Source organism: Salinarimonas sp. NSM (genome assembly GCF_052380005.1).
In the GTDB taxonomy this organism is placed as follows: domain Bacteria; phylum Pseudomonadota; class Alphaproteobacteria; order Rhizobiales; family Beijerinckiaceae; genus Salinarimonas.
Window position 1 is genome coordinate 15,499 of sequence record NZ_JBQTCJ010000041.1, and the last position, 17,735, is coordinate 33,233.

General features: G+C 70.5%; 17 protein-coding genes and 1 tRNA gene. 6 read left to right on the forward strand and 12 right to left on the reverse strand.

Annotation, left to right across the window (positions count from 1 at the left end; all coding sequences use genetic code 11):
• Positions 1-134 precede the first annotated feature (134 nt).
• The gene (gene argC / locus ACTZWW_RS14970; protein WP_444781770.1) at positions 135-1,055 is read left to right on the forward strand and encodes an N-acetyl-gamma-glutamyl-phosphate reductase; all 921 of its coding nucleotides are present in this window, start codon (positions 135-137) and stop codon (positions 1,053-1,055) included.
• Positions 1,056-1,074: 19 nt separating this feature from the next.
• Here argC and ACTZWW_RS14975 read toward each other — a convergent pair whose 3' ends face one another.
• The 9 genes from ACTZWW_RS14975 to ACTZWW_RS15015 all read right to left on the reverse strand — a co-directional run bounded on the left by ACTZWW_RS14975 (position 1,075) and on the right by ACTZWW_RS15015 (position 8,669).
• Positions 1,075-1,542 (reverse strand): MerR family transcriptional regulator, encoded by a 468-nt coding sequence (locus ACTZWW_RS14975; RefSeq protein ID WP_444781771.1) that lies wholly within the window; start codon positions 1,540-1,542, stop codon positions 1,075-1,077.
• Between the two features lie 31 nt (positions 1,543-1,573).
• Positions 1,574-1,888: an integration host factor subunit alpha gene (locus ACTZWW_RS14980; RefSeq protein WP_444781772.1), complete on the reverse strand. Its 315-nt coding sequence runs from the start codon at positions 1,886-1,888 to the stop codon at positions 1,574-1,576.
• A gap of 94 nt (positions 1,889-1,982) precedes the next feature.
• Complete coding sequence (locus ACTZWW_RS14985; RefSeq protein ID WP_444781773.1) at positions 1,983-2,957, reverse strand: beta-ketoacyl-ACP synthase III; 975 nt, start codon at positions 2,955-2,957, stop codon at positions 1,983-1,985.
• Between the two features lie 13 nt (positions 2,958-2,970).
• Positions 2,971-4,005: a phosphate acyltransferase PlsX gene (plsX, locus tag ACTZWW_RS14990; protein ID WP_444781774.1), complete on the reverse strand. Its 1,035-nt coding sequence runs from the start codon at positions 4,003-4,005 to the stop codon at positions 2,971-2,973.
• 123 nt (positions 4,006-4,128) lie between these two features.
• On the reverse strand, positions 4,129-4,395 hold the full coding sequence (locus ACTZWW_RS14995) for a type II toxin-antitoxin system ParD family antitoxin (RefSeq protein ID WP_444781775.1): 267 nt from the start codon (positions 4,393-4,395) through the stop codon (positions 4,129-4,131).
• Positions 4,396-4,426: 31 nt separating this feature from the next.
• Positions 4,427-5,590 carry a tRNA guanosine(34) transglycosylase Tgt gene (gene tgt / locus ACTZWW_RS15000; protein WP_444781776.1) on the reverse strand — a complete coding sequence of 388 codons (1,164 nt, stop codon included), beginning with the start codon at positions 5,588-5,590 and terminating at the stop codon, positions 4,427-4,429.
• A complete protein-coding gene (locus tag ACTZWW_RS15005) occupies positions 5,587-6,162 on the reverse strand; it encodes a hypothetical protein (protein WP_444781777.1) in 576 nt (191 codons plus the stop codon). Before ACTZWW_RS15005 ends, tgt begins: the two co-directional genes overlap by 4 nt.
• A complete protein-coding gene (queA, locus tag ACTZWW_RS15010; protein WP_444781778.1) occupies positions 6,159-7,253 on the reverse strand; it encodes a tRNA preQ1(34) S-adenosylmethionine ribosyltransferase-isomerase QueA in 1,095 nt (364 codons plus the stop codon). The genes ACTZWW_RS15005 and queA overlap by 4 nt, the downstream gene beginning before the upstream one ends.
• Positions 7,254-7,328: 75 nt before the next feature.
• Positions 7,329-8,669 (reverse strand): OmpP1/FadL family transporter, encoded by a 1,341-nt coding sequence (locus ACTZWW_RS15015; RefSeq protein ID WP_444781779.1) that lies wholly within the window; start codon positions 8,667-8,669, stop codon positions 7,329-7,331.
• Positions 8,670-9,056: 387 nt separating this feature from the next.
• Between ACTZWW_RS15015 and ACTZWW_RS15020 the strand changes: the two genes are divergently transcribed.
• From ACTZWW_RS15020 to ACTZWW_RS15040, 5 genes are all read left to right on the forward strand, one after another.
• Positions 9,057-9,905, forward strand: a complete 849-nt coding sequence (locus ACTZWW_RS15020) for a fumarylacetoacetate hydrolase family protein (RefSeq protein WP_444781780.1) — start codon at positions 9,057-9,059, stop codon at positions 9,903-9,905.
• A gap of 89 nt (positions 9,906-9,994) precedes the next feature.
• Positions 9,995-10,072: transfer RNA gene (locus tag ACTZWW_RS15025), tRNA-Pro, on the forward strand.
• A 234-nt stretch (positions 10,073-10,306) separates the two neighbouring features.
• Positions 10,307-10,948 (forward strand): MarC family protein, encoded by a 642-nt coding sequence (locus ACTZWW_RS15030; protein ID WP_444781781.1) that lies wholly within the window; start codon positions 10,307-10,309, stop codon positions 10,946-10,948.
• Between the two features lie 810 nt (positions 10,949-11,758).
• Positions 11,759-12,193 (forward strand): helix-turn-helix domain-containing protein, encoded by a 435-nt coding sequence (locus tag ACTZWW_RS15035; RefSeq protein ID WP_444781782.1) that lies wholly within the window; start codon positions 11,759-11,761, stop codon positions 12,191-12,193.
• Between the two features lie 290 nt (positions 12,194-12,483).
• On the forward strand, positions 12,484-13,731 hold the full coding sequence (locus tag ACTZWW_RS15040) for a lipopolysaccharide biosynthesis protein (RefSeq protein WP_444781783.1): 1,248 nt from the start codon (positions 12,484-12,486) through the stop codon (positions 13,729-13,731).
• On the opposite strand, the gene ACTZWW_RS15045 is transcribed toward ACTZWW_RS15040, so the two are convergent.
• The 3 genes from ACTZWW_RS15045 to ACTZWW_RS15055 form a co-directional block, all read right to left on the reverse strand.
• Positions 13,710-14,864 (reverse strand): glycosyltransferase, encoded by a 1,155-nt coding sequence (locus ACTZWW_RS15045; protein ID WP_444781784.1) that lies wholly within the window; start codon positions 14,862-14,864, stop codon positions 13,710-13,712. The genes ACTZWW_RS15040 and ACTZWW_RS15045 overlap by 22 nt on opposite strands.
• Positions 14,861-16,045, reverse strand: coding sequence for an O-antigen ligase family protein (locus ACTZWW_RS15050; RefSeq protein ID WP_444781785.1), 1,185 nt, complete (start codon positions 16,043-16,045; stop codon positions 14,861-14,863). The genes ACTZWW_RS15045 and ACTZWW_RS15050 overlap by 4 nt, the downstream gene beginning before the upstream one ends.
• A 92-nt stretch (positions 16,046-16,137) precedes the next feature.
• The gene (locus ACTZWW_RS15055; protein ID WP_444781786.1) at positions 16,138-17,682 is read right to left on the reverse strand and encodes an undecaprenyl-phosphate glucose phosphotransferase; all 1,545 of its coding nucleotides are present in this window, start codon (positions 17,680-17,682) and stop codon (positions 16,138-16,140) included.
• Between the last annotated feature and the right edge of the window lie 53 nt (positions 17,683-17,735).

The following is a 17,735-nucleotide window of genomic DNA, read 5'->3' on the forward strand; positions in this document are numbered from 1 at the left end:
GCTCACCGCCTCGCTGCGGCGATAGGCGCGCGCATCCGCCGTGCCGACGCCCGCGAGGCCGCGCCCACAGCGCGGCCTTTTTCGTGTCTCCACCCGTCACCCCTTTCTCCACCATCGCCCAGGGACGAACGCCGATGTCCGCACCCACGCTCTTCATCGACGGCGAAGCCGGCACCACCGGGCTCGAGATCCGCGAGAAGCTCGCGCGCGTGCCCGGCATCGAGGTCCGCTCCATCGATCCGGCCTCGCGCAAGGACCCCGCGGCGCGCCGCGGCATGATGGCGTCGGTAGACCTCGTCGTGCTCTGCCTGCCCGACGCGGCGGCGAAGGAATCCGTCTCGCTCGCCGCCGAGCTCGGGGCGGATGCCCCCAAGATCCTCGACGCCTCCACGGCGTTCCGCGTCGACCCCGCCTGGACCTACGGCTTCGCCGAGATGGCGCCGGGACAGGCCGACGCGATCGCATCGGCGCGCCGCGTTTCCAACCCGGGCTGCTACCCGACCGGCGCCATCGCGCTCCTGCGCCCGTTGGTCGAGGCGGGGCTCGTGCCGCGGGATTTCCCGGTGACGATCAACGCCGTCTCGGGCTATTCCGGCGGCGGGCGCCAGATGATCGAGGCCTACGAGGCCGGCACCGCGCCCGCCTTCGAGCTCTACGGCCTGACGCTCGAGCACAAGCACGTGCCGGAGGTGCAGGGTTACTCCGGCCTGTCGCGCCGCCCCATCTTCGTGCCGTCCGTGGGCAACTTCCGGCAGGGCATGCTGGTCTCGATCCCCCTCCACCTCGACGCGCTCCCCGGTACGCCGAAGGCGGCCGATCTCGAGGCGGCGCTCGCGGCCCACTATCCGCCGGGCGGGCTGGTCGGCGTCGTGCCGACCGCCGGCGAGACGCGGCTCGAGCCCGAGGCGCTCAACGGCACCGACGCGCTGGAGCTGCGCGTCTTCGCCAACGAGGGCATGCGCCACGCGCTCCTCGTCGCGCGCCTCGACAACCTCGGAAAGGGCGCCTCGGGCGCCGCGGTGCAGAACATCGGGCTGATGCTGGGGATCGGGTGAAGCGGGGAGGGCGGCCGCCTCACCCCGGCTCGCGCAGGGCCGCGAGCAGGCGCTCGCATTCCATCAGCTCGTCGAGCGCGGAGCGGAGCGTACGGGCGGCATCGTCGGAGAGGAAGGTGTCTCGCTCCCGGGTGGCGAAGGCGGCCTCCTCGGCGGTGTCGGCGCCGCGCTCGGCCTCGGCGCCCTCGCCGGTGAGGGACGGCTCGACCTTGGCCTCGCCCCGGCCGACGGCGGCGACGAAGCGCACGCCCTCGCTCTTGAGGATGCGCTGAACGCCCTTGATCGTGTAGCCCTCGCCGTAGAGCAGGTGGCGGATGCCCCGCAGGAGATCGACGTCCTCGGGCCGGTAGAAGCGTCGGCCGCCGCCGCGCTTGAGAGGCTTGATCTGGGCGAACTTGGTCTCCCAGAAGCGCAGGACGTGCTGGGGGACGTCGAGATCCTCGGCGACCTCGCTGATCGTCCGGAAGGCTTCGGGTCCCTTGTCCATGCCGCCCTCCGCTCGCGTCCCCGATGCCGGTTCAGTCCTCGCCGTCCGCCACGCTCTCGCCGTTGATCCGCGCCTTGAGCACGTTGGACGGCTTGAAGACCATCACGCGCCTGGGCTCGATCGGCACCTCGACCCCTGTCTTGGGGTTGCGGCCGATCCGCTCGCCCTTCTCGCGCACCACGAAGGAGCCGAAGGAAGAGAGCTTCACGGTCTCTCCGCGCTCCAGGCAATCGCAGATCTCGGACAAGACCGATTCCACCAGGGCCGCCGACTCGGTCCGCGACAGGCCCACGCGCTGGTAGACCGCCTCGCACAGATCAGCGCGCGTCACCGTCCGTCCCGCCATCAGATGAGCCCCCTCGTCCGCCGCTCACGCCCGGAAACGCTAGGCCGTGGCGCGCCGTGAATCAACAGCCCGCGCGACGGCGATCGCACATTCGCTACCACCGGATGAGTGCGCTGCCCCAGGTGAACCCGCCGCCGATGGCCTCCAGCATGACGAGATCGCCCCGCTTCAGGCGCCCGTCCTTGGATGCCACGTCGAGCGCCAGCGGAATCGATGCCGCGGAGGTGTTGCCGTGGCGATCCACCGTGATCACGACCTTATCGCGGGCGATGCCGAGCTTGTCGGCGGACGCGTCGATGATGCGCTTGTTGGCCTGGTGGGGCACGAACCAGTCGAGCTCCTCGGCGCTGGTGCCGGTCGCCTCGAAGGCCGCCTCGACCACGTCCGTGACCATCCCCACCGCGAATCGGAAGACCTCCCGGCCCTCCATGCGCAGGTGCCCGGTCGTCCCCGTGGAGCCCGGCCCGCCGTCGACGTAGAGCTTGTCGCGGTAGCGCCCGTCCGAGCGCAGCTGCGTCGTCAGCACACCGCGATCGGCGCTCGTGCCGGCACCCTCCTGCGCCTCCAGCACGATGGCGCCCGCGCCGTCGCCGAACAGCACGCAGGTCGTGCGGTCCGTCCAGTCGAGCAGTCGCGAGAAGGTCTCCGCCCCGATCACCAGCGCCCGGCGCGCCGAGCCCGTGGCGATGAACTTGTCGGCGACGGCCACGGCGTAGACGAAGCCGGTGCACACGGCCTGTACGTCGAACGCCGCACCATGATGCATGCCGAGCCCGGCCTGGATCATCGTCGCGGTCGAGGGGAAGGTGTGGTCGGGCGTCGAGGTGGCGCAGACGATGAGGTCGATGTCGTCCGCGGTCATGCCCGCGTCCGCCAGTGCCGCCTTCGCCGCGGCGAGGCCGAGCGTCGAGGTCGTCTCGCCCTCGGCGGCGATGTGGCGGTTGCGGATGCCGGTGCGCTGGACGATCCACTCGTCCGAGGTCGCGACGATGCCCTCGAGATCCGCGTTGGGGACCACCTTCGGCGGCAGGTAGGAGCCGCAGCCCCTGACGACGGAACGCACCTTCATCTGGGTCTCTTCCTCACGCCGGCGGGACGGCCGGCGTCTCCTCGAGCATGTCCCTGATGGTTCGCATCAGGTCGAAATGTGCCATGTCGTAGGCGATGTCGATCGCCGCCGCGACGCCCTTGGCGTCGGCCCCGCCGTGGCTCTTGATGACGACGCCCTCGAGCCCGAGGAAGACGCCGCCGTTGGAGCGGCTGGGGTCCATCTTCGCCTTCAGCGCATCGAACGCGCTCTTGGCGAAGAGGTAGCCGATCTTGGCCATCAGCGTGCGGCTCATGGCGCCGCGCAGGTACTCGCCGAGCTGCTTGGCCGTGCCCTCGGCGGTCTTGAGGGCGATGTTGCCGGTGAAGCCCTCGGTGACGACGACGTCCACCGTGCCCTTGCCGATGTCGTCGCCCTCGACGAAGCCGTGATAGGCGAGGTGCGGGAACGTGCCCTCGCGCAGCATGCGCGATGCCTCCTTCACCGCCTCGATCCCCTTGATCTCCTCGCGCCCGACGTTCAGCAGGCCGACGAGCGGGCGCTCGAGGTCGAAGACGATGCGCGCCATCGCGGCGCCGAGCACCGCCAGGTTCACGTAGTGGCTCGCGTCCGCACCGATCGAGGCGCCGACGTCGAGCACGATCGATTCGCCGCGCGTCGTCGGCCAGATCGCGGCGATGGCCGGGCGATCCACCTGCGGCATGGTCTTGAGGCAGAACATCGACATCGCCATCAGTGCGCCGGTATTGCCCGCCGAGACGCAGACCTGCGCGTCGCCGTCGCGCACCGCCTGGAGGGCGAGCCACATCGAGGACTTGTAGCGGCCCACCCGCAGCGCCTGGCTCGGCTTGGCGTCCATCGCCACCGAGACGGCGGCGTGGCGCAGCTCGGTCGCCTCCTTCAGCTTGGGGTGCGCGGCGAGGATCGGCGCGACCACGGCCTCGTCCCCGTACAGGACGAAACGCAGGCCCGGATGGCGCTCCAGCGCGAGCGCGGCGCCCGGCACGACCACGGACGGGCCGTGGTCGCCGCCCATGGCGTCGAGCGAGATCCGGATCGTCTTCGTCATCGTCAGCGCGCGCGTGCCTTCGCAGGGTGGATCGGGGCTGGTGGAGCGTCGGCGAAAGAGCCCGGAACATAGCGACCCGTTCCGGCACCGCAACCGAAATCTCCCGCCGTGCTCGGGATGGGATCAGCCGTCCCCGTTCCGGCCCAGCTGGTCCAGCAGCGCCTCGAAGACGTCCTCGGCATCGACGTACTCCTCGAGCGGGGTCGCCATGCGAGCACGGATCTCCTCCGCCCGGGCCGACAGGGTCGCGGTCAGATGCGCCTCGATCTCCATCAGGCTCTCGACGCAGGCTGCAACGGCGGCGGAGGCGCTCTCGTATTGCCCCTGCTCGACCTGCCGCTCCAGGAATCGGTGATGCCGCTCGCTCAGCGTGACGGTGATTTCGGGCATGGGGCATCACCTCCGGAAGTCGCCGCCCAGCCTACTCCACCCCGTTCGCGTGTCCAGCCGGCTCCGCCCCCTCGTCCATCGCCCCCTTGGCCCAACCCTCCTTCGTCTCGGCGACGAAGTCGTCGAGCCGCTTCTCGCGGATGGCCTTGCGCAGGCCGGCCATCAGGTCCTGGTAGTAGGCGAGATTGTTCCAGGTCAGCAGCATCATGCCGAGGATCTCGCTCGACCGGACGAGGTGGTGCAGGTAGGCGCGAGAATAGGCGGTGGCCGCCTCGCACTTGGAGCCGGCATCGAGCGGCCTCGTGTCCTCGGCGTACTTCGCGTTCTTGAGGTTGAGCCGGCCCGAGCGGGTGAAGGCCATGCCGTGGCGGCCGGCACGGGTCGGCATCACGCAATCGAACATGTCGACGCCCCGGCGCACGGCCTCGACGATGTCGTCGGGCGTGCCGACGCCCATGAGGTATCGCGGCTTGCCCGGCGGCAGGTGGGGCTCGACCGTCTCGATCATGGCGAGCATCACGTCCTGCGGCTCGCCGACGGCGAGCCCGCCGATGGCGTAGCCCTTCAGGTCGAGCCCGACGAGCTCGCGCGCGCTCTCGATGCGCAGCCGCGCGTTCGCCCCGCCCTGGACGATGCCGAACATGGCACGCCCCGGCTGCTCGCCGAAGGCGATGCGGCAGCGCTCTGCCCAGCGCAAGCTGAGCCGCATCGCCTTCTCGACCGCCTCGTCGGTGTTGGGCAGCTTCACGCACTCGTCGAGCTGCATCTGGATGTCGGAGCCGAGCAGTCCCTGGATCTCGATCGAGCGTTCCGGGGTGAGCCGGTGCATCGAGCCGTCGATGTGGGACTGGAAGGTGACGCCGTCCTCGTCGAGCTTGCGCAGGCCGGCGAGCGACATGACCTGGAAGCCGCCGGAATCGGTGAGGATCGGCCACGGCCAGTTCATGAAGGCGTGCAGGCCGCCGAGCCGGGCGACGCGCTCCGCGCCCGGGCGCAGCATCAGGTGGTAGACGTTGCCGAGCACGACGTCGGCGCCGAGCGCCTTCACCTGGTCGGGATACATCGCCTTCACGGTCGCGGCCGTGCCCACCGGCATGAAGGCCGGCGTGCGGATCACGCCGCGGGGCATGCGCACCTCGCCGGTACGGGCCGCGCCGTCCTGCGCGGAGACGGTGAAGAGGAATTCCTCGCTCATGCGCTTCCTTTCGCCACCCGCATCAGATGAACGGGCAAACGCGTCATCACGAAGATCGCAGCGGACGCCGCCTCGCGCGCGTCGAGCGCGAGGCGCTCTTCCCAGGCGATCGGTGCGCCGTCCGCGTCGAGCGCCTCGGGCCTCGGCCGTGCCTCGACGCCCAATGCCCGTGCGGCCGAGACGATGGCCCGCAGCTTCGGGCGCATGAAGCTCACCGGCGTGTCGAGGTCGCGCAGCCGCTCGACCTTCTCCTCGAGCGACCCGCGCCAGCGCTGACCGAGAACGCGGTACATCCAGCTCAGGTGCCGGTCGAGCACGCAGGCGGCGAGGGCGATGCAGCTCATGTGCCGGCCGGAGACGTAGCCCGAGACGAGCTCCCGATAGGCGGCGCGATCGACGCTCCCCAGGTCCGGCGGCGGCGGCCCTATGAAGCGCTCGACCCACTCCGCCCGCCTCAGCACGGCGTTCTCGTCCTCGGGGCCGGTGACGATCGCATAGTGCAGGTCGACGTCGCGGGCCCGCACCGGCGCGCCGTGGTGGCCGAAGAGGTCGGGGCCGGCATCGACGCTCATCGACCGGCCTCGGCGTCCGCCCGGAACAGCAGGCTCGAATCGCCGAAGGAGTAGAAGCGGTAGCCGCTCGCGATCGCGTGGGCGTAGGCCGCGCGCATGGTCTCCAGGCCCGAGAAGGCGGAGACGAGCATCATCAGGGTCGAGCGCGGCAGGTGGAAGTTCGTCATCAGCACGTCGACCGCGCGGAAGCGGAAGCCCGGCGTGATGAAGATGTCGGTGTCGCCCGAGAAGGGCGGAATCGTGCCGTCCTCGCGCACGGCGCTCTCGAGCAGCCGCAGCGAGGTGGTGCCGACCGCCACGATCCGCCCGCCGCGGGCGCGCGCCGCGTTGAGCGCGGTCGCGGTCTCCGCAGTGATCGTGCCCCATTCCGCGTGCATGCGGTGGTCGGCGGTGTGCTCGACCTTCACCGGCAGGAAGGTCCCGGCGCCGACGTGGAGCGTGACGAAATGCCGGGCGATCCCCCGCGCGTCGAGCCGGGCGAACAGGTCGTCCGTGAAGTGGAGGCCCGCCGTCGGTGCGGCGACGGCGCCGGCCTCGCGGGCGTAGATCGTCTGGTAGTCCTGCGCGTCCCGGGCGTCGGCGGCGCGCTTGCCGGCGATGTAGGGCGGCAGCGGCATCTCGCCGATGCGCGCGACGGCGAGGTCGAGTTCGGGGCCGGAGACCGCGAACTCGAGCACCACCTCGCCGGCCTCGCCCTTCTCGGCGACGACGGCCGCGAGCGCGCCGAACGATGTGCCCGCGTCGCCGAAGACGAGCGGGTCGCCGGCTGCGAGCTTCTTCGCGGGGCGGGCGAACGCACGCCAGCGGCTCGCCCCCTCGCGCTTGTGCAGCAGGATCTCGACGCCGGCGACCGCCTCGCCGCGGGTGCGCCGCGCGTGGAGGCGCGCGGGGATGACGCGGGTGTCGTTGAGGACGAGGACGTCCTCCGGCCTCAGGAGATTGGGCAGGTCGCGCACGACGCGGTCCTCGAGGCGGGCCCGGGTGCTCTCGTCGGGGCGTACGACGAGGAGCCGCGCGGCGTCGCGCGGCTCGGCGGGGCGCAGCGCGATGCGCTCGTCCGGCAGGTCGAAGTCGAAGTCGTCGACGCGCATGGTCCTCCCCGCGACAGGCGGCGTCTTGTGACGCCGCCCGCCCGTGCGGTCAAGCCGCGCAGGGTCGCGGGTCGCTCAGGGCTTGTAGACGCCCGCCGGCACCGCGGGCGCCGCCTGCGGGCGATCCCAGCGGTAGGTGAGTGACACCGAGACGATGTCGACCGACGGCTCGGCTGTGGCGACGTATTGCAGCGTCTGGAAGGACGGGTTGCCCGAGTTCGCGGTGAGCGCCACCGGGGCCTCCTCGACGAAGAGATGCGCATAGGAGGCGTCGAGGCGCAGCTGCTCCGTGATCTGGTAGCCGAGGCCCGCCGACAGCCAGAGCCGGTCGTTGTCCGAGATGATCACCGTGCGCGTCCGATCCGACACCGCCGACCACTCGTACCCGACGCCGGCGCGCAGCGTCAGGCGGTCGTTCCAGGCGTATTCCGCGCCGGCCGAGAGGTAGAGGCTGTCATCGTACTCGAAGTTCAGGAAGTTGAGGATCGCGCCGTTGGCAGCCCGGATCGGGATGTTGTCGAACACGCTCCAGTTCGTCCACTCGCCGCCCAGGTGCACGGTCCAGCGATCGTCGAGAACCTGCGAGTAGCCGACGGTGACGGAGTCGGGCAGGTGCAGGCGCGCGCTGATCGGGATGGGGATGCCGGCGGTCGCGCCGACACCGGCGGTGAGGCTGCCCTCGAGGTCGTGCTCGATCTGCGAGCGGTAGCCGATGCCGATCGTCGCGCCTTCCCAGGGTGTCAGCACCGCACCCAGGCGGAAGCCGAAGGCGAGATCGTCGCCCTCCAGGATCGTGGAGTTCACCGTGGGCAGCTGGGCCGGGTTGCCCGTTAGCGCACGCTTGAGCGAGACGTCGATGTATTGGAACTGGACTGCGGCACCGAGCGCCAGCATGTCGTTCACCCGCCAGCCGATCGTCGGCGCGAAGTTGAGCGTGCGGATCGAGGCCGAGCGGTTGTAGAAGCTCGCGAGCGAGGTCTGGTTCTCCGGCTTCGAGCTCAGTCCGTAGGGCGCGCCGGTGGACCAGCCGATGTGCAGGTCGCCGACCTGGAAGTTCGTGTAGGAGGCCGGAACGAAGGCGCCGTTGCCGCCGATCTCGCCGGTGCCGGCCGGGATGCCGAGCGCCCGGGCCGTGCCGAGCGTCACCGGGTCGGTCACCTCGTACTCCGCGCGGGGAAGGATGTAGGTGGCGTTCACCTGCGTGTTGCGGCCGGGGAAGAGGACGATCGTCGCAGGGTTCCAGGCCATTGCGCCGAGCCCGATGCCGCCGGAGGCCGCGCCGGCGAAGGAGAGGCCCAGGCCCTCCGCGCTCTGTCCCGAGCGCAGCGAGAAGGAGCTCGCGCTCGCGCCCGTTGCGGCGGCGACGGCGGTCGCGGAGACGGCGGCGAGGACGAGGGCCTTGCGGAAGGATGCCATGGTCGTTTCCTGCGGTTCTTGTGCGAGCGCACGCTCGATTCGTTCATAGGTGAACGATCTTCGCCGCCTGCGCGGCGCGTTGCAACTGCTGGGAAAGAGGCCCGCGCGGGAGAACGTTCCTAGGGATCGTCGCCCCACGCCGCGGGGCACGAAGGAAGACGTGTTTCACGCCAATCGGTTGCGCGACCACCTTTCGATTCGAATCGAGCTTCGTCCTCAGGAATTCCATCCATTCTCCGGTCGCGAGCCGCCGAAATTCCGCTGCTCGTTGCGCGAGGGACACACCGGCGGGACTGCCGCGCACTCCTGCCGAGCCGGTCCGCGCGCCGTGCGCGGTTGCCAGGGGGCGCCCGCGCGGCCAATCTGCGCGCCGACCAGGAGGACCACATGAAGCTCGTTCGATATGGCGCGCCCGGCGAGGAGCGTCCCGGCCTGATCGACGCCGACGGCGCGATCCGCGATCTCTCCGGCGAGATCCCCGACATTTCCGGCCCGGTGCTCGCGCCGCAGACCCTCACGCGCATCGCGGCGCTCGACCCGGCCTCGCTGCCGAAGGCACCCGACGGCGTGCGGCTCGGCGCCTGCATCGGCGATGTCGGCCACTTCATCGCGGTCGGCCTCAACTACGCCGACCACGCCGCCGAGACCGGCTCGCCCATCCCCGCAGAGCCCATCCTGTTCTCGAAGGCGCCGTCCTGCATCGTCGGGCCCAACGACGACGTCATGCTGCCGAAGGGCTCTCAGAAGACGGACTGGGAGGTCGAGCTCGCCATCGTCGTCGGCCGGCGCGCGAGCTACGTCGCCGCCAACGAGGCGCTCGACTACGTCGCGGGCTATTGCGTGTGCAACGACGTTTCCGAGCGCGAATTCCAGATGGAGCGTGGCGGGCAGTGGATGAAGGGCAAGTCCGCGCCGACCTTCGGCCCGCTCGGCCCCTGGCTCGTCACGGCCGACGAGGTCGGCGACCCCCAGGACCTCGCGCTCTTCCTCGACGTGAACGGCGCGCGCATGCAGACGGGCTCGACCCGCACGATGATCTTCTCCTGCGCGCAGCTCGTCTCCTACATCTCCCACTTCATGGTGCTGGAGCCCGGCGACGTGATCACGACGGGGACGCCTCCGGGCGTCGGCCTCGGCATGAAGCCGCCGCGCTACCTGAAGGACGGCGACGTCGTGCGGCTGGGCATCGAGAAGCTCGGCGAGCAGGAGCAACGCGTGCGCGCCTATCCCGGCTGAGGCGGCCGGCCCGGGGGAGGGCGCCGCGCGCCTCGCGGCGCATCCGGGCTTGCGCGCGCCGCCCGAACCGGCTATCTCCCCCCTCACGTCGGAGCGTAGCGCAGCCCGGTTAGCGCACTTGTCTGGGGGACAAGGGGTCGTGGGTTCAAATCCCGCCGCTCCGACCAATTCATAATGGCCGGATTCCCCATCGCGGCGCGCCGCGAACGTGGCGCCGTTTCCCGGCTTAGCGGACCGTCTTCACCGTCTCCGTTCGACTTCGGCTCGCGCAAGGCCGCCCTGCGGCCACCCTTGCCACCCTTGCCACCCTTGCCACCCTTGCCGCCCCTCTCGCCCCCGCGCTAGAACTCGACCGCCCGCTGGCCGGATCAGCCGCCGGCGAGATCATGCCGGGGGGCCGCATGCCGACGATCGACGTCACCGCGCTCGTGCAGGACCTCTTGCAGGAATTCGCGGTCCTGTTCGCCGTCATCGATCCCGTCGGCACCATTCCCGTCTTCCTCGCGGCGACGGCGGGGGTCGCAGCGGAGCGGCGAGCGGGGGTGGCGGTGCGGGCGGTCGGGATCGCGGCGGTCGTGCTCCTCGGCTTCATCGTCGTGGGGCAGATCTTCCTGGAGGCGGTGGGCGTGAGCCTCGTCTCGTTCCAGATCGCCGGCGGGATCGTGCTGTTCCTGTTCGCGCTGCGCATGATTCTCGGCGAGGCGAAGCCCGACGAGGAGCGCGCCCTCGTCGAGAAGTCGGATGCCGAGCTCGCGGTCTATCCGCTCGCCATCCCGTCGATCGCAGGACCCGGCGCGATGCTGAGCGTGGTGCTCCTCACCGACAACCGCGCGCACCCCGTGCTCGAGCAGGTGCTCACCGCCGCGATGATGCTGGTCGTCCTCGCCGTGGTGCTCGGGCTGCTGCTCGCCGCGTCCCGGCTGCACAGGTACCTGGGCAACGCGGGCGCGGCGATCATAAGCCGCGTGATGGGGCTCGTCCTGGCCGCGCTCGCGGTCGAGACGATCCTCGACGCCGCGCTCGGGCTGCTCGCGACCCGCTGATCGCCCCGACATGGGCGCGGAGGCGGTCGACGCCGGGTCCACGGCGTCCGCGGGGGGCCGGCCGATCGCACGAGACCCGCGTATCGTCGAGAATCATCCGAGCCGGGTCGCCGGCGAGGTGCGCGTCGCCTCGCGTTTCGGATGCGCGACGATGCGGTCGAGTGCCTGGGCTCCTCGTGGCGCCGTCCGGCGCAGGAGGAGCGGGAGGAAGCCGAAGGGAGCCGCGTACGCGTGCCGTGCAGGCACGCCGCCGCGTGGCGTTCGGCACGTCCAAAATCGCTGTGGGGTTCGCGCAGACGAGAGTACCGGCCGCGATCGTGCATCACGCAAGGTCAAGCAGTGATGATCCGCGACATGTCAGCGACCGACGTCCCGTCTCCGGGCCTGCGTGGATTCGGTCGCAAGAACTCCAGCGTGTCGCTGACATCTAACCGTTTCAACTTGAAATAAATCGCGTCCGACTGGATGCTCGCGCGGTGGGTGCCGGATGGTACACCTATTACGATTATCAGTCGCATACTCAAACAGAAGTAGATACTATTGCGATTTTAGCGATGAAATGCTCGTTTTCGTTTGACACGTGAAGATTGCCGCGCCAGAAAAGCAGGAACAAAGAGTGTTCGGAGACGTGTCGGGGCGGGGGCCGGTGTCCGGGACGCGCTCGAAGGTCCGAAACTCACTGTTGTCGCTTCGACGACCGCGGATTGTCGCCGCGGTGTCGTTCGTGCGCGTGCAGTCGTCGTGCCGGCCGGCACGAGGGCACAACGTGGAGGCAAACGTATGTCGGGTGGTGATGAGCCGAAGATGGATATGAAGAAGCATCCGAACGAGGTCGATCGTGAGATCGGGCGCCGCATCAAGCAGCGCCGCACCGATCTCGGGCTCAATCAGCAGAGCCTCGCGCAGCAGATCGGCGTCTCGTACCAGCAGGTGCAGAAGTACGAGAACGGGACCGAACGGGTCGGAGCGAGCCGTCTCTTCGCCATCGCGAATGCGCTGCAGTGCCCGGTGGCGGACTTCTACGAGCGTGGCGCGGAGTTCCGCGAGTCGGGGTCCGTCTACGAGCCCGCCATCGACGCCCAGCGCGTTCTCTCGACGGAGGACGGGCGGTTGCTGATCCACGCCTTCCTCGCCATCGACGATGCGTCCGTTCGCCAGAAGCTCGTCGAGCTCGCCACGACCCTCTCCAGCGCCCTCAAGCGGCCGGTGAACGGGCGTCGGGTGCGGCGCAGGACGCGGCTGTGAGCGCGAGCATGCGCGCTGCGGGCTCGTCGGCACCGGCTGTGGATAGGAACTAACAAATGAGAAGAACCCAGTTGCCGCCGATCGCGCGCTAGCCTACCGTACCACGTGCGCCTGTGGGGGCGCACATCGAGAGCACCTTCAAGGCCCGCCGACCCGGTGTCGGCGGGCCTCTTTTCTCTCGCCGGATGCCGTTGCCGAGCCCCGGGAGCCGGCGTCGCAACGCTTTCTCAAGCGGGCAGGGGCTAATCGAGAGGACCGGCGCCCCGCGCCACGACCGATCGAGTCGCCCCGTGATCGTGCGCACCTTCATCCCCGTCTACGGCGCCCAGCTCGCACGGCTGGTGATCCCGGTCCTCGTCCTGCCGATCGTGGCGCGTCGTCTCGAGGTCGACGCCTTCGCCGCGCTGATGAGCGCGCAGGCGCTCGCCTATCTCGTCATGCTGGCGCCGGAGTACGGCTTCGCCACCTACGGCGCCCGGGCCGTGGCGCAGGCGCGCGGCGACGAGGGCCGGCTCGCGCGCGCGGCGCGGGAGATCGTGGCGGCGAAGCTCTTGCTTTGCCTTCCGGCCGCGGTCATGGGGACGCTCGCGGCGCTCCTCCTGCCGACGCTCGGGGGCGATCCCGCCCTGGTCGCGCTCACCGTCGCCCTCGGCCTCGCGCTCGGGCTCGCCCCCGGCTGGTTCTTCCAGGGCGTCGGCCGCGCGCAGGTCTACGCCTTCCTCGAGATCGGGGCGCTGGCGGCCTTCCTCCTCCTCGTCTTCCTGGTGCCCTACGGCCCGCGCGACGCGGCGCTGGTGCTCGCGCTCCAGGCCGGGCCGCTGGCGCTCGCCGTCGTGATCGGGCACTGGATGACGGCGCGGCGCGTGGGCGTCGTGCGGCCTCCCTGGAGCGCGGTCGCGGCGCACCTGCGCGGCGGCGCCTCGCTCTTCGTGGCCAAGGCCGCGAGCGCGGCGCCGGGGCTCGGCCTCGTCTACCTCGCGGGCTTCCTGATGGCGCCTCAGCTCGTCGCCGTCTACGCCGCCGCGGAGCGCGTGGTCATGGGCTCGGCGAACGTGCTCTGGCCCGTGATGCAGGTCGTCATGCCCGAGATCGCGAGCCGGCGCGTGCAGGATCCCGACGGCGCCGCGCGCGTCTTCCGGCGCGGTGCCGGAGCGCTCGTGGCGCTCGGGGTCGCGCTCGGCGGCTTCCTGTTCCTCGCCGCCGACCCGATCGTGCGCATCCTGTTCGGCGCCGGCTACGGCGAGGCGGCGGGCGTACTGCGGATCGCCGCCTTCATCCTTCCCCTCGTCGCGGTCAACGCCGCCTGCAACAACGGCGTCCTCGTGGTTCACGGGCGCGACCGGCAGATCATGACGATCCAGGTTACGACCGCGATCCTCGTCTTCGCCGGTGCGGCGCTCTTCGCCGGCGGCGAGGACCCGGCGCGGCTCGCCTGGGTGCGGCTCGCGGCGGAGACCTTCGCCGCCGCGGCGATGGTGGCGGCCAGCCTCGCGGCGGTGCGCGCGGCGTCCCCGACCTATCCGCGCAGCGCCTCGTAGAGCGCGAGGTGGCCGCGCGCCGCCTCCTCCCAGAGGGACGCGAGATCGACCGCGATCGCCTCGTCGCGCCGCGCGTGCGCGGCCACGAGCGCGTCGGCGAAGGTGCGCGCGGGCGCGTCGGTGGGCACGAGCCGCGTCGCCGGGCTCGCGATCTTCGCGGCGAGCGCGGGGAAGAGCGCGAACTCGTCGGCGCGTGCAGGCGCGGTCGTGACGAGCGGCCGCGCGATCTGCGCGAGCGCGTGGAACGTGCCGCGCCGGGCGCTGACGCCGTCGGTGTAGGGGAGGAGGAAGGCGTCGCAGGCGGCGAGCACCGTCATCAGCTCCACCTCGTCGTCGATGCGGCCGCGGAAGTCGAGCGCGTCGGCCACGCCGAGCGCCTTCGCACGGGACAGGAAGGCGGGGCGGTCGTCCGGCTTGTCGTGAAGGAAATCGCCACACACGACGAGGCGCGCGTCGAGACCCTTCGCGCGCAACGCAGCGAGCGTCTCGAGCAGGAGCTCGGGGCGCTTGGAGGCGTAGAGCACGCCGAAGAAGCCGACGACGAGCTGGGGGCGTCCGTCGCCGTTCGCGCGGATGCGGGCGCGCTCGGCGGCGATCGCGGCCTCGTCTCCGGGGCGGGCCATGATGTTGGGGCCGATCGGGATCATCGCCGCGGCATCGCGCCTGGCGCGGGAGACGACGGGTGAGGTACGGAAAGCGGCGCGCTGGTGCTCGGAGACGAAGACGAAGGAGTCGGTCGCCCAGACGTCCGGGAGGAGCGAGAGATAGCGCAGCCGGTTGAGCGACATCCATTCGTGCAGCGTCACGACGACGCGACCCTGCCGGGTCGCGAGCCGCGCCAGGAACAGCGCGACGCCCGGAAGGAGCGAGTTGCCCCAGCCCTCGATGGGCAGCTGCATGTGCACGGTCTCGCCGCGGCGCAGCCGCGAGACGATGGCGTGCAGGAAGGCGAGCGGCCGGCGGGTCTCGATCGCCTCGATCCGCACGAGGCCCGGCGCGAGGACGTCGATCGCCTCGACCAGGCGCCGCGCGTAGTCCATCACGCCGCAGGTCACCGGCGCGTCCGAGCCGACGATCGTCACGGGCGCGATCGTTTCCGCATCCCGTGCGGCGAGGGAGCGCATCTCGTTCATGCCGGGTGTCCTCCGTCGGGTTCCGGCGCGCGGCCGCGCGCGCGCGACGCCGCCTCGATCCGGGCGAGCGCGAACAAGCCCCAGATCAGGCCGAGCAGCAGGTAGTAGTGCCGCCAATGGTCGGTATCGATCAGGAAGCCCTGGAGCATCTGCACGAACAGCGTCGACCAGACCGCGATCGCGAGCGGCTGCAGCGTGGAGCGCATCGCCACGGTCGCGAAGCCCACGGCGACTGTGGCGAGCGTCAGCGCGAGGTAGGCGACGCCGCCGAGCCAGCCGTACGAGGCGAAGGCGTTGATGTAGACGTTGTGCGGGTCCTCGGGCCAATGGTAGCGGAATTGGCGCGGACCGTAGCCGTTGGGCATCTCGAACAGCGTCGGCAGCGAGCGGGCGTGGTTGCCGAAGCGGCCGGTCGGCCCGACGTCGTAGTACTGGTTGAGGCTCGCACGCACCTCGAACATCTCGCGCACCGGCTCGATCGAGAGCGCCGCCCCGAGCGCGCCGACGCCGACGACCGGCGCGAGCGCCACGAGGCCTAGGATGCGCATGCGGATGCGCGGCGTCGCCGCGAACAGGAAGGTGAGGCCCGTCACCATGAGGAGCGAGGCGCCCGCGTGCCCCCAGGCGCCGCGGGAGAAGGAGAGGAACACGCCGCCACCGAAGATCACCGCGAACAGCGCGGCGTTGCGCCAGAAGCGGCCGCGGCCGGTCAGGATGTCCTGCGCGATGAGCACGAGGGGAAAGATCACGAAGGTCCCGAGCACGTTCGGGTCCTTGAACGTACCGGACGCGCGGTCGTTGACCGTGAAGAGCGCGCCGAGCCCCGCGACGTCGAAATAGCCGAGGATGCCCGCCACGCTCGCCGTCGCAGCGCCCCACGTCAGGCCCGAACGCAGCGCGCCGAAGCGCTCGGCGCCGCGGTCGAGCATCATCGCGGCGAACAGCACGCTCGTCGCCATCAGGTAGATCGAGACGGCGATGAACATCACCGAATCGCCGTCGTGCAGGAAGGGCGCCAGGCTGAAGACGCCGCCGATGTTGAACAGCGCCAGCAGTGCGACCATCGGCAGGGTCGAGCGGTGGAGCCTGAGGCCGCCCACGCCGAGCACGAACAGGACGAGGAAGAACGCGAATTCCCAGGGCGAGGGCTCGATGAAGGCGAAGCCGCCTCCGTAGCCCATGAGCCATAAGGCACCCCGCTCGACTCGGGGCGAGAACCCACGTCGAAGCCGAGGCGCGGCGGCGCCCGCGCCGTCGAGGGCGATTCCTGCGCTCAATACGCGTTCTCGTTCTTGGAGAGGAGCGAGACCGGCGTCATCGCCAGGATCTGCAGGTCGAAGAACACCGACCAGTGCTCGATGTAGTAGAGGTCGTGCTCGACACGCCGCTGGATCTTCTCCTGCGTGTCGGTCTCGCCGCGCCAGCCGTTGATCTGCGCCCAGCCGGTGATGCCGGGCTTCACCTTGTGGCGGGCGAAGTAGCCGTCGACGACCTGGTCGTAGAGCCGGTCGGCGGCCTTCGCGTGGAGCGCGTGCGGGCGCGGGCCGACGAGGGAGAGGTTACCGAAGAAGACCACGTTGAAGAGCTGCGGCAGCTCGTCGATCGAGCTCTTGCGGATGAACCGCCCGACGCGGGTGACGCGCGGGTCGTCCTTCGTGACGAGCTTCGACGCGGTCGCGTCCGCCATCTCGGTGTACATGGACCGGAACTTGAAGACCTCGATCAGCTCGTTGTTGAAGCCGTAGCGCTTCTGCCGGAAGAACACCGGGCCCTTCGAATCGAGCTTCACGGCGATCGCGGTCGCCAGCAGGACCGGCGAGAGCATCACCAGCAGGAGGCTGCCGACGACCTTGTCGAACAGCCACTTGAGCACGAGGTCCCAGTCGGCGATCGGACGGTCGAAGACGTCGAGGACCGGCACCGAGCCGATGTAGGAGTACGAGCGCGGGCGCAGCCGCAGCTTCGAGGTATGCGCGGCGAGGCGGATGTCGATCGGCAGGACCCAGAGCTTGGAGAGCATCTGCAGGATGCGCTCCTCCGCCGAGATCGGGACCGTGAAGATGACGAGGTCGAGCTGCGTGTGGCGCGCGAAGTCGACGAGGTCGTCCACGCGCCCGAGCTTGGGGTAGCCGGCGACGACGTCGGCGGAGCGCTCGTCGGAGCGGTCGTCGAAGACGCCGACGATCTTCACGCCGGTGTCGGGCTGTGCGTCGAGCGCCTTGATCATGCTCTCCGCCGCCGGCCCGCCGCCGACGATCGCCGTGCGGCGGTCGAAGCGACCGGCGCGGGTCATCGCGGTGAAGACGAGCGCGGTGACGAGGCGCGAGGTCGTCAGCACGGCGAGGCCCGTCGCGAACCAGCTCACCAGCCACACGCGCGAGAAGGTCGCGCCGACCTTGAGCAGGAACACGGCGGCGAGCGCCACGAGGAAGACGAGCGTCCAGCCCAAGGCGATCTTGAAGCCGAAGCGGAAGAACGCGCGGAAGGCACCGATCGAGTAGACGCCCAGCGCCTGGAAGCCGAGGATCGCCAGCGCGCCGATGCCCAGCAGCGCGGTCCAGTACTCGGCGGAGACGACGCCGCCCAGATAGGCGGCGTGCACCACGAGGCCGCTGCCGACGACGAGGAACGCCTCGAGTGCACGCACGGACCCGACGAGCACGACCGGAGACCAGCTGCGAGCCACGGGGAGGCCGCTCGCGCTTTCCGCGAGCGGCGCGCCGGCGGGGCGCGGGGCTCGGCGCGCGGGCGCGGAGCCCTCCACCGCCGCGGCGCCTGCCGCAGCCGCCATGAGGTCGCGAATGTTCAAGGCGCTCATCGTCTCGTCCCTCACAGGACCCGTCGTCGTTCGGTCCTGTTTCCTTGCGTCTT

What these genes read in the sequence shown, in the direction of transcription:
- ACTZWW_RS15045 (WP_444781784.1), bottom strand. Translation starts at nt 14,864, where the DNA reads ATGAACGAGATGCGCTCCCTCGCCGCACGGGATGCGGAAACGATCGCG.
- ACTZWW_RS14975 (WP_444781771.1), bottom strand. Translation starts at nt 1,542, where the DNA reads ATGGACAAGGGACCCGAAGCCTTCCGGACGATCAGCGAGGTCGCCGAG.
- ACTZWW_RS14995 (WP_444781775.1), bottom strand. Translation starts at nt 4,395, where the DNA reads ATGCCCGAAATCACCGTCACGCTGAGCGAGCGGCATCACCGATTCCTG.
- ACTZWW_RS15055 (WP_444781786.1), bottom strand. Translation starts at nt 17,682, where the DNA reads ATGAGCGCCTTGAACATTCGCGACCTCATGGCGGCTGCGGCAGGCGCC.
- ACTZWW_RS15020 (WP_444781780.1), top strand. Translation starts at nt 9,057, where the DNA reads ATGAAGCTCGTTCGATATGGCGCGCCCGGCGAGGAGCGTCCCGGCCTG.
- ACTZWW_RS15035 (WP_444781782.1), top strand. Translation starts at nt 11,759, where the DNA reads ATGAAGAAGCATCCGAACGAGGTCGATCGTGAGATCGGGCGCCGCATC.
- queA (WP_444781778.1), bottom strand. Translation starts at nt 7,253, where the DNA reads ATGCGCGTCGACGACTTCGACTTCGACCTGCCGGACGAGCGCATCGCG.
- ACTZWW_RS15030 (WP_444781781.1), top strand. Translation starts at nt 10,307, where the DNA reads ATGCCGACGATCGACGTCACCGCGCTCGTGCAGGACCTCTTGCAGGAA.
- argC (WP_444781770.1), top strand. Translation starts at nt 135, where the DNA reads ATGTCCGCACCCACGCTCTTCATCGACGGCGAAGCCGGCACCACCGGG.
- ACTZWW_RS14980 (WP_444781772.1), bottom strand. Translation starts at nt 1,888, where the DNA reads ATGGCGGGACGGACGGTGACGCGCGCTGATCTGTGCGAGGCGGTCTAC.
- ACTZWW_RS15050 (WP_444781785.1), bottom strand. Translation starts at nt 16,045, where the DNA reads ATGGGCTACGGAGGCGGCTTCGCCTTCATCGAGCCCTCGCCCTGGGAA.
- plsX (WP_444781774.1), bottom strand. Translation starts at nt 4,005, where the DNA reads ATGACGAAGACGATCCGGATCTCGCTCGACGCCATGGGCGGCGACCAC.
- ACTZWW_RS15005 (WP_444781777.1), bottom strand. Translation starts at nt 6,162, where the DNA reads ATGAGCGTCGATGCCGGCCCCGACCTCTTCGGCCACCACGGCGCGCCG.
- tgt (WP_444781776.1), bottom strand. Translation starts at nt 5,590, where the DNA reads ATGAGCGAGGAATTCCTCTTCACCGTCTCCGCGCAGGACGGCGCGGCC.
- ACTZWW_RS15015 (WP_444781779.1), bottom strand. Translation starts at nt 8,669, where the DNA reads ATGGCATCCTTCCGCAAGGCCCTCGTCCTCGCCGCCGTCTCCGCGACC.
- ACTZWW_RS14985 (WP_444781773.1), bottom strand. Translation starts at nt 2,957, where the DNA reads ATGAAGGTGCGTTCCGTCGTCAGGGGCTGCGGCTCCTACCTGCCGCCG.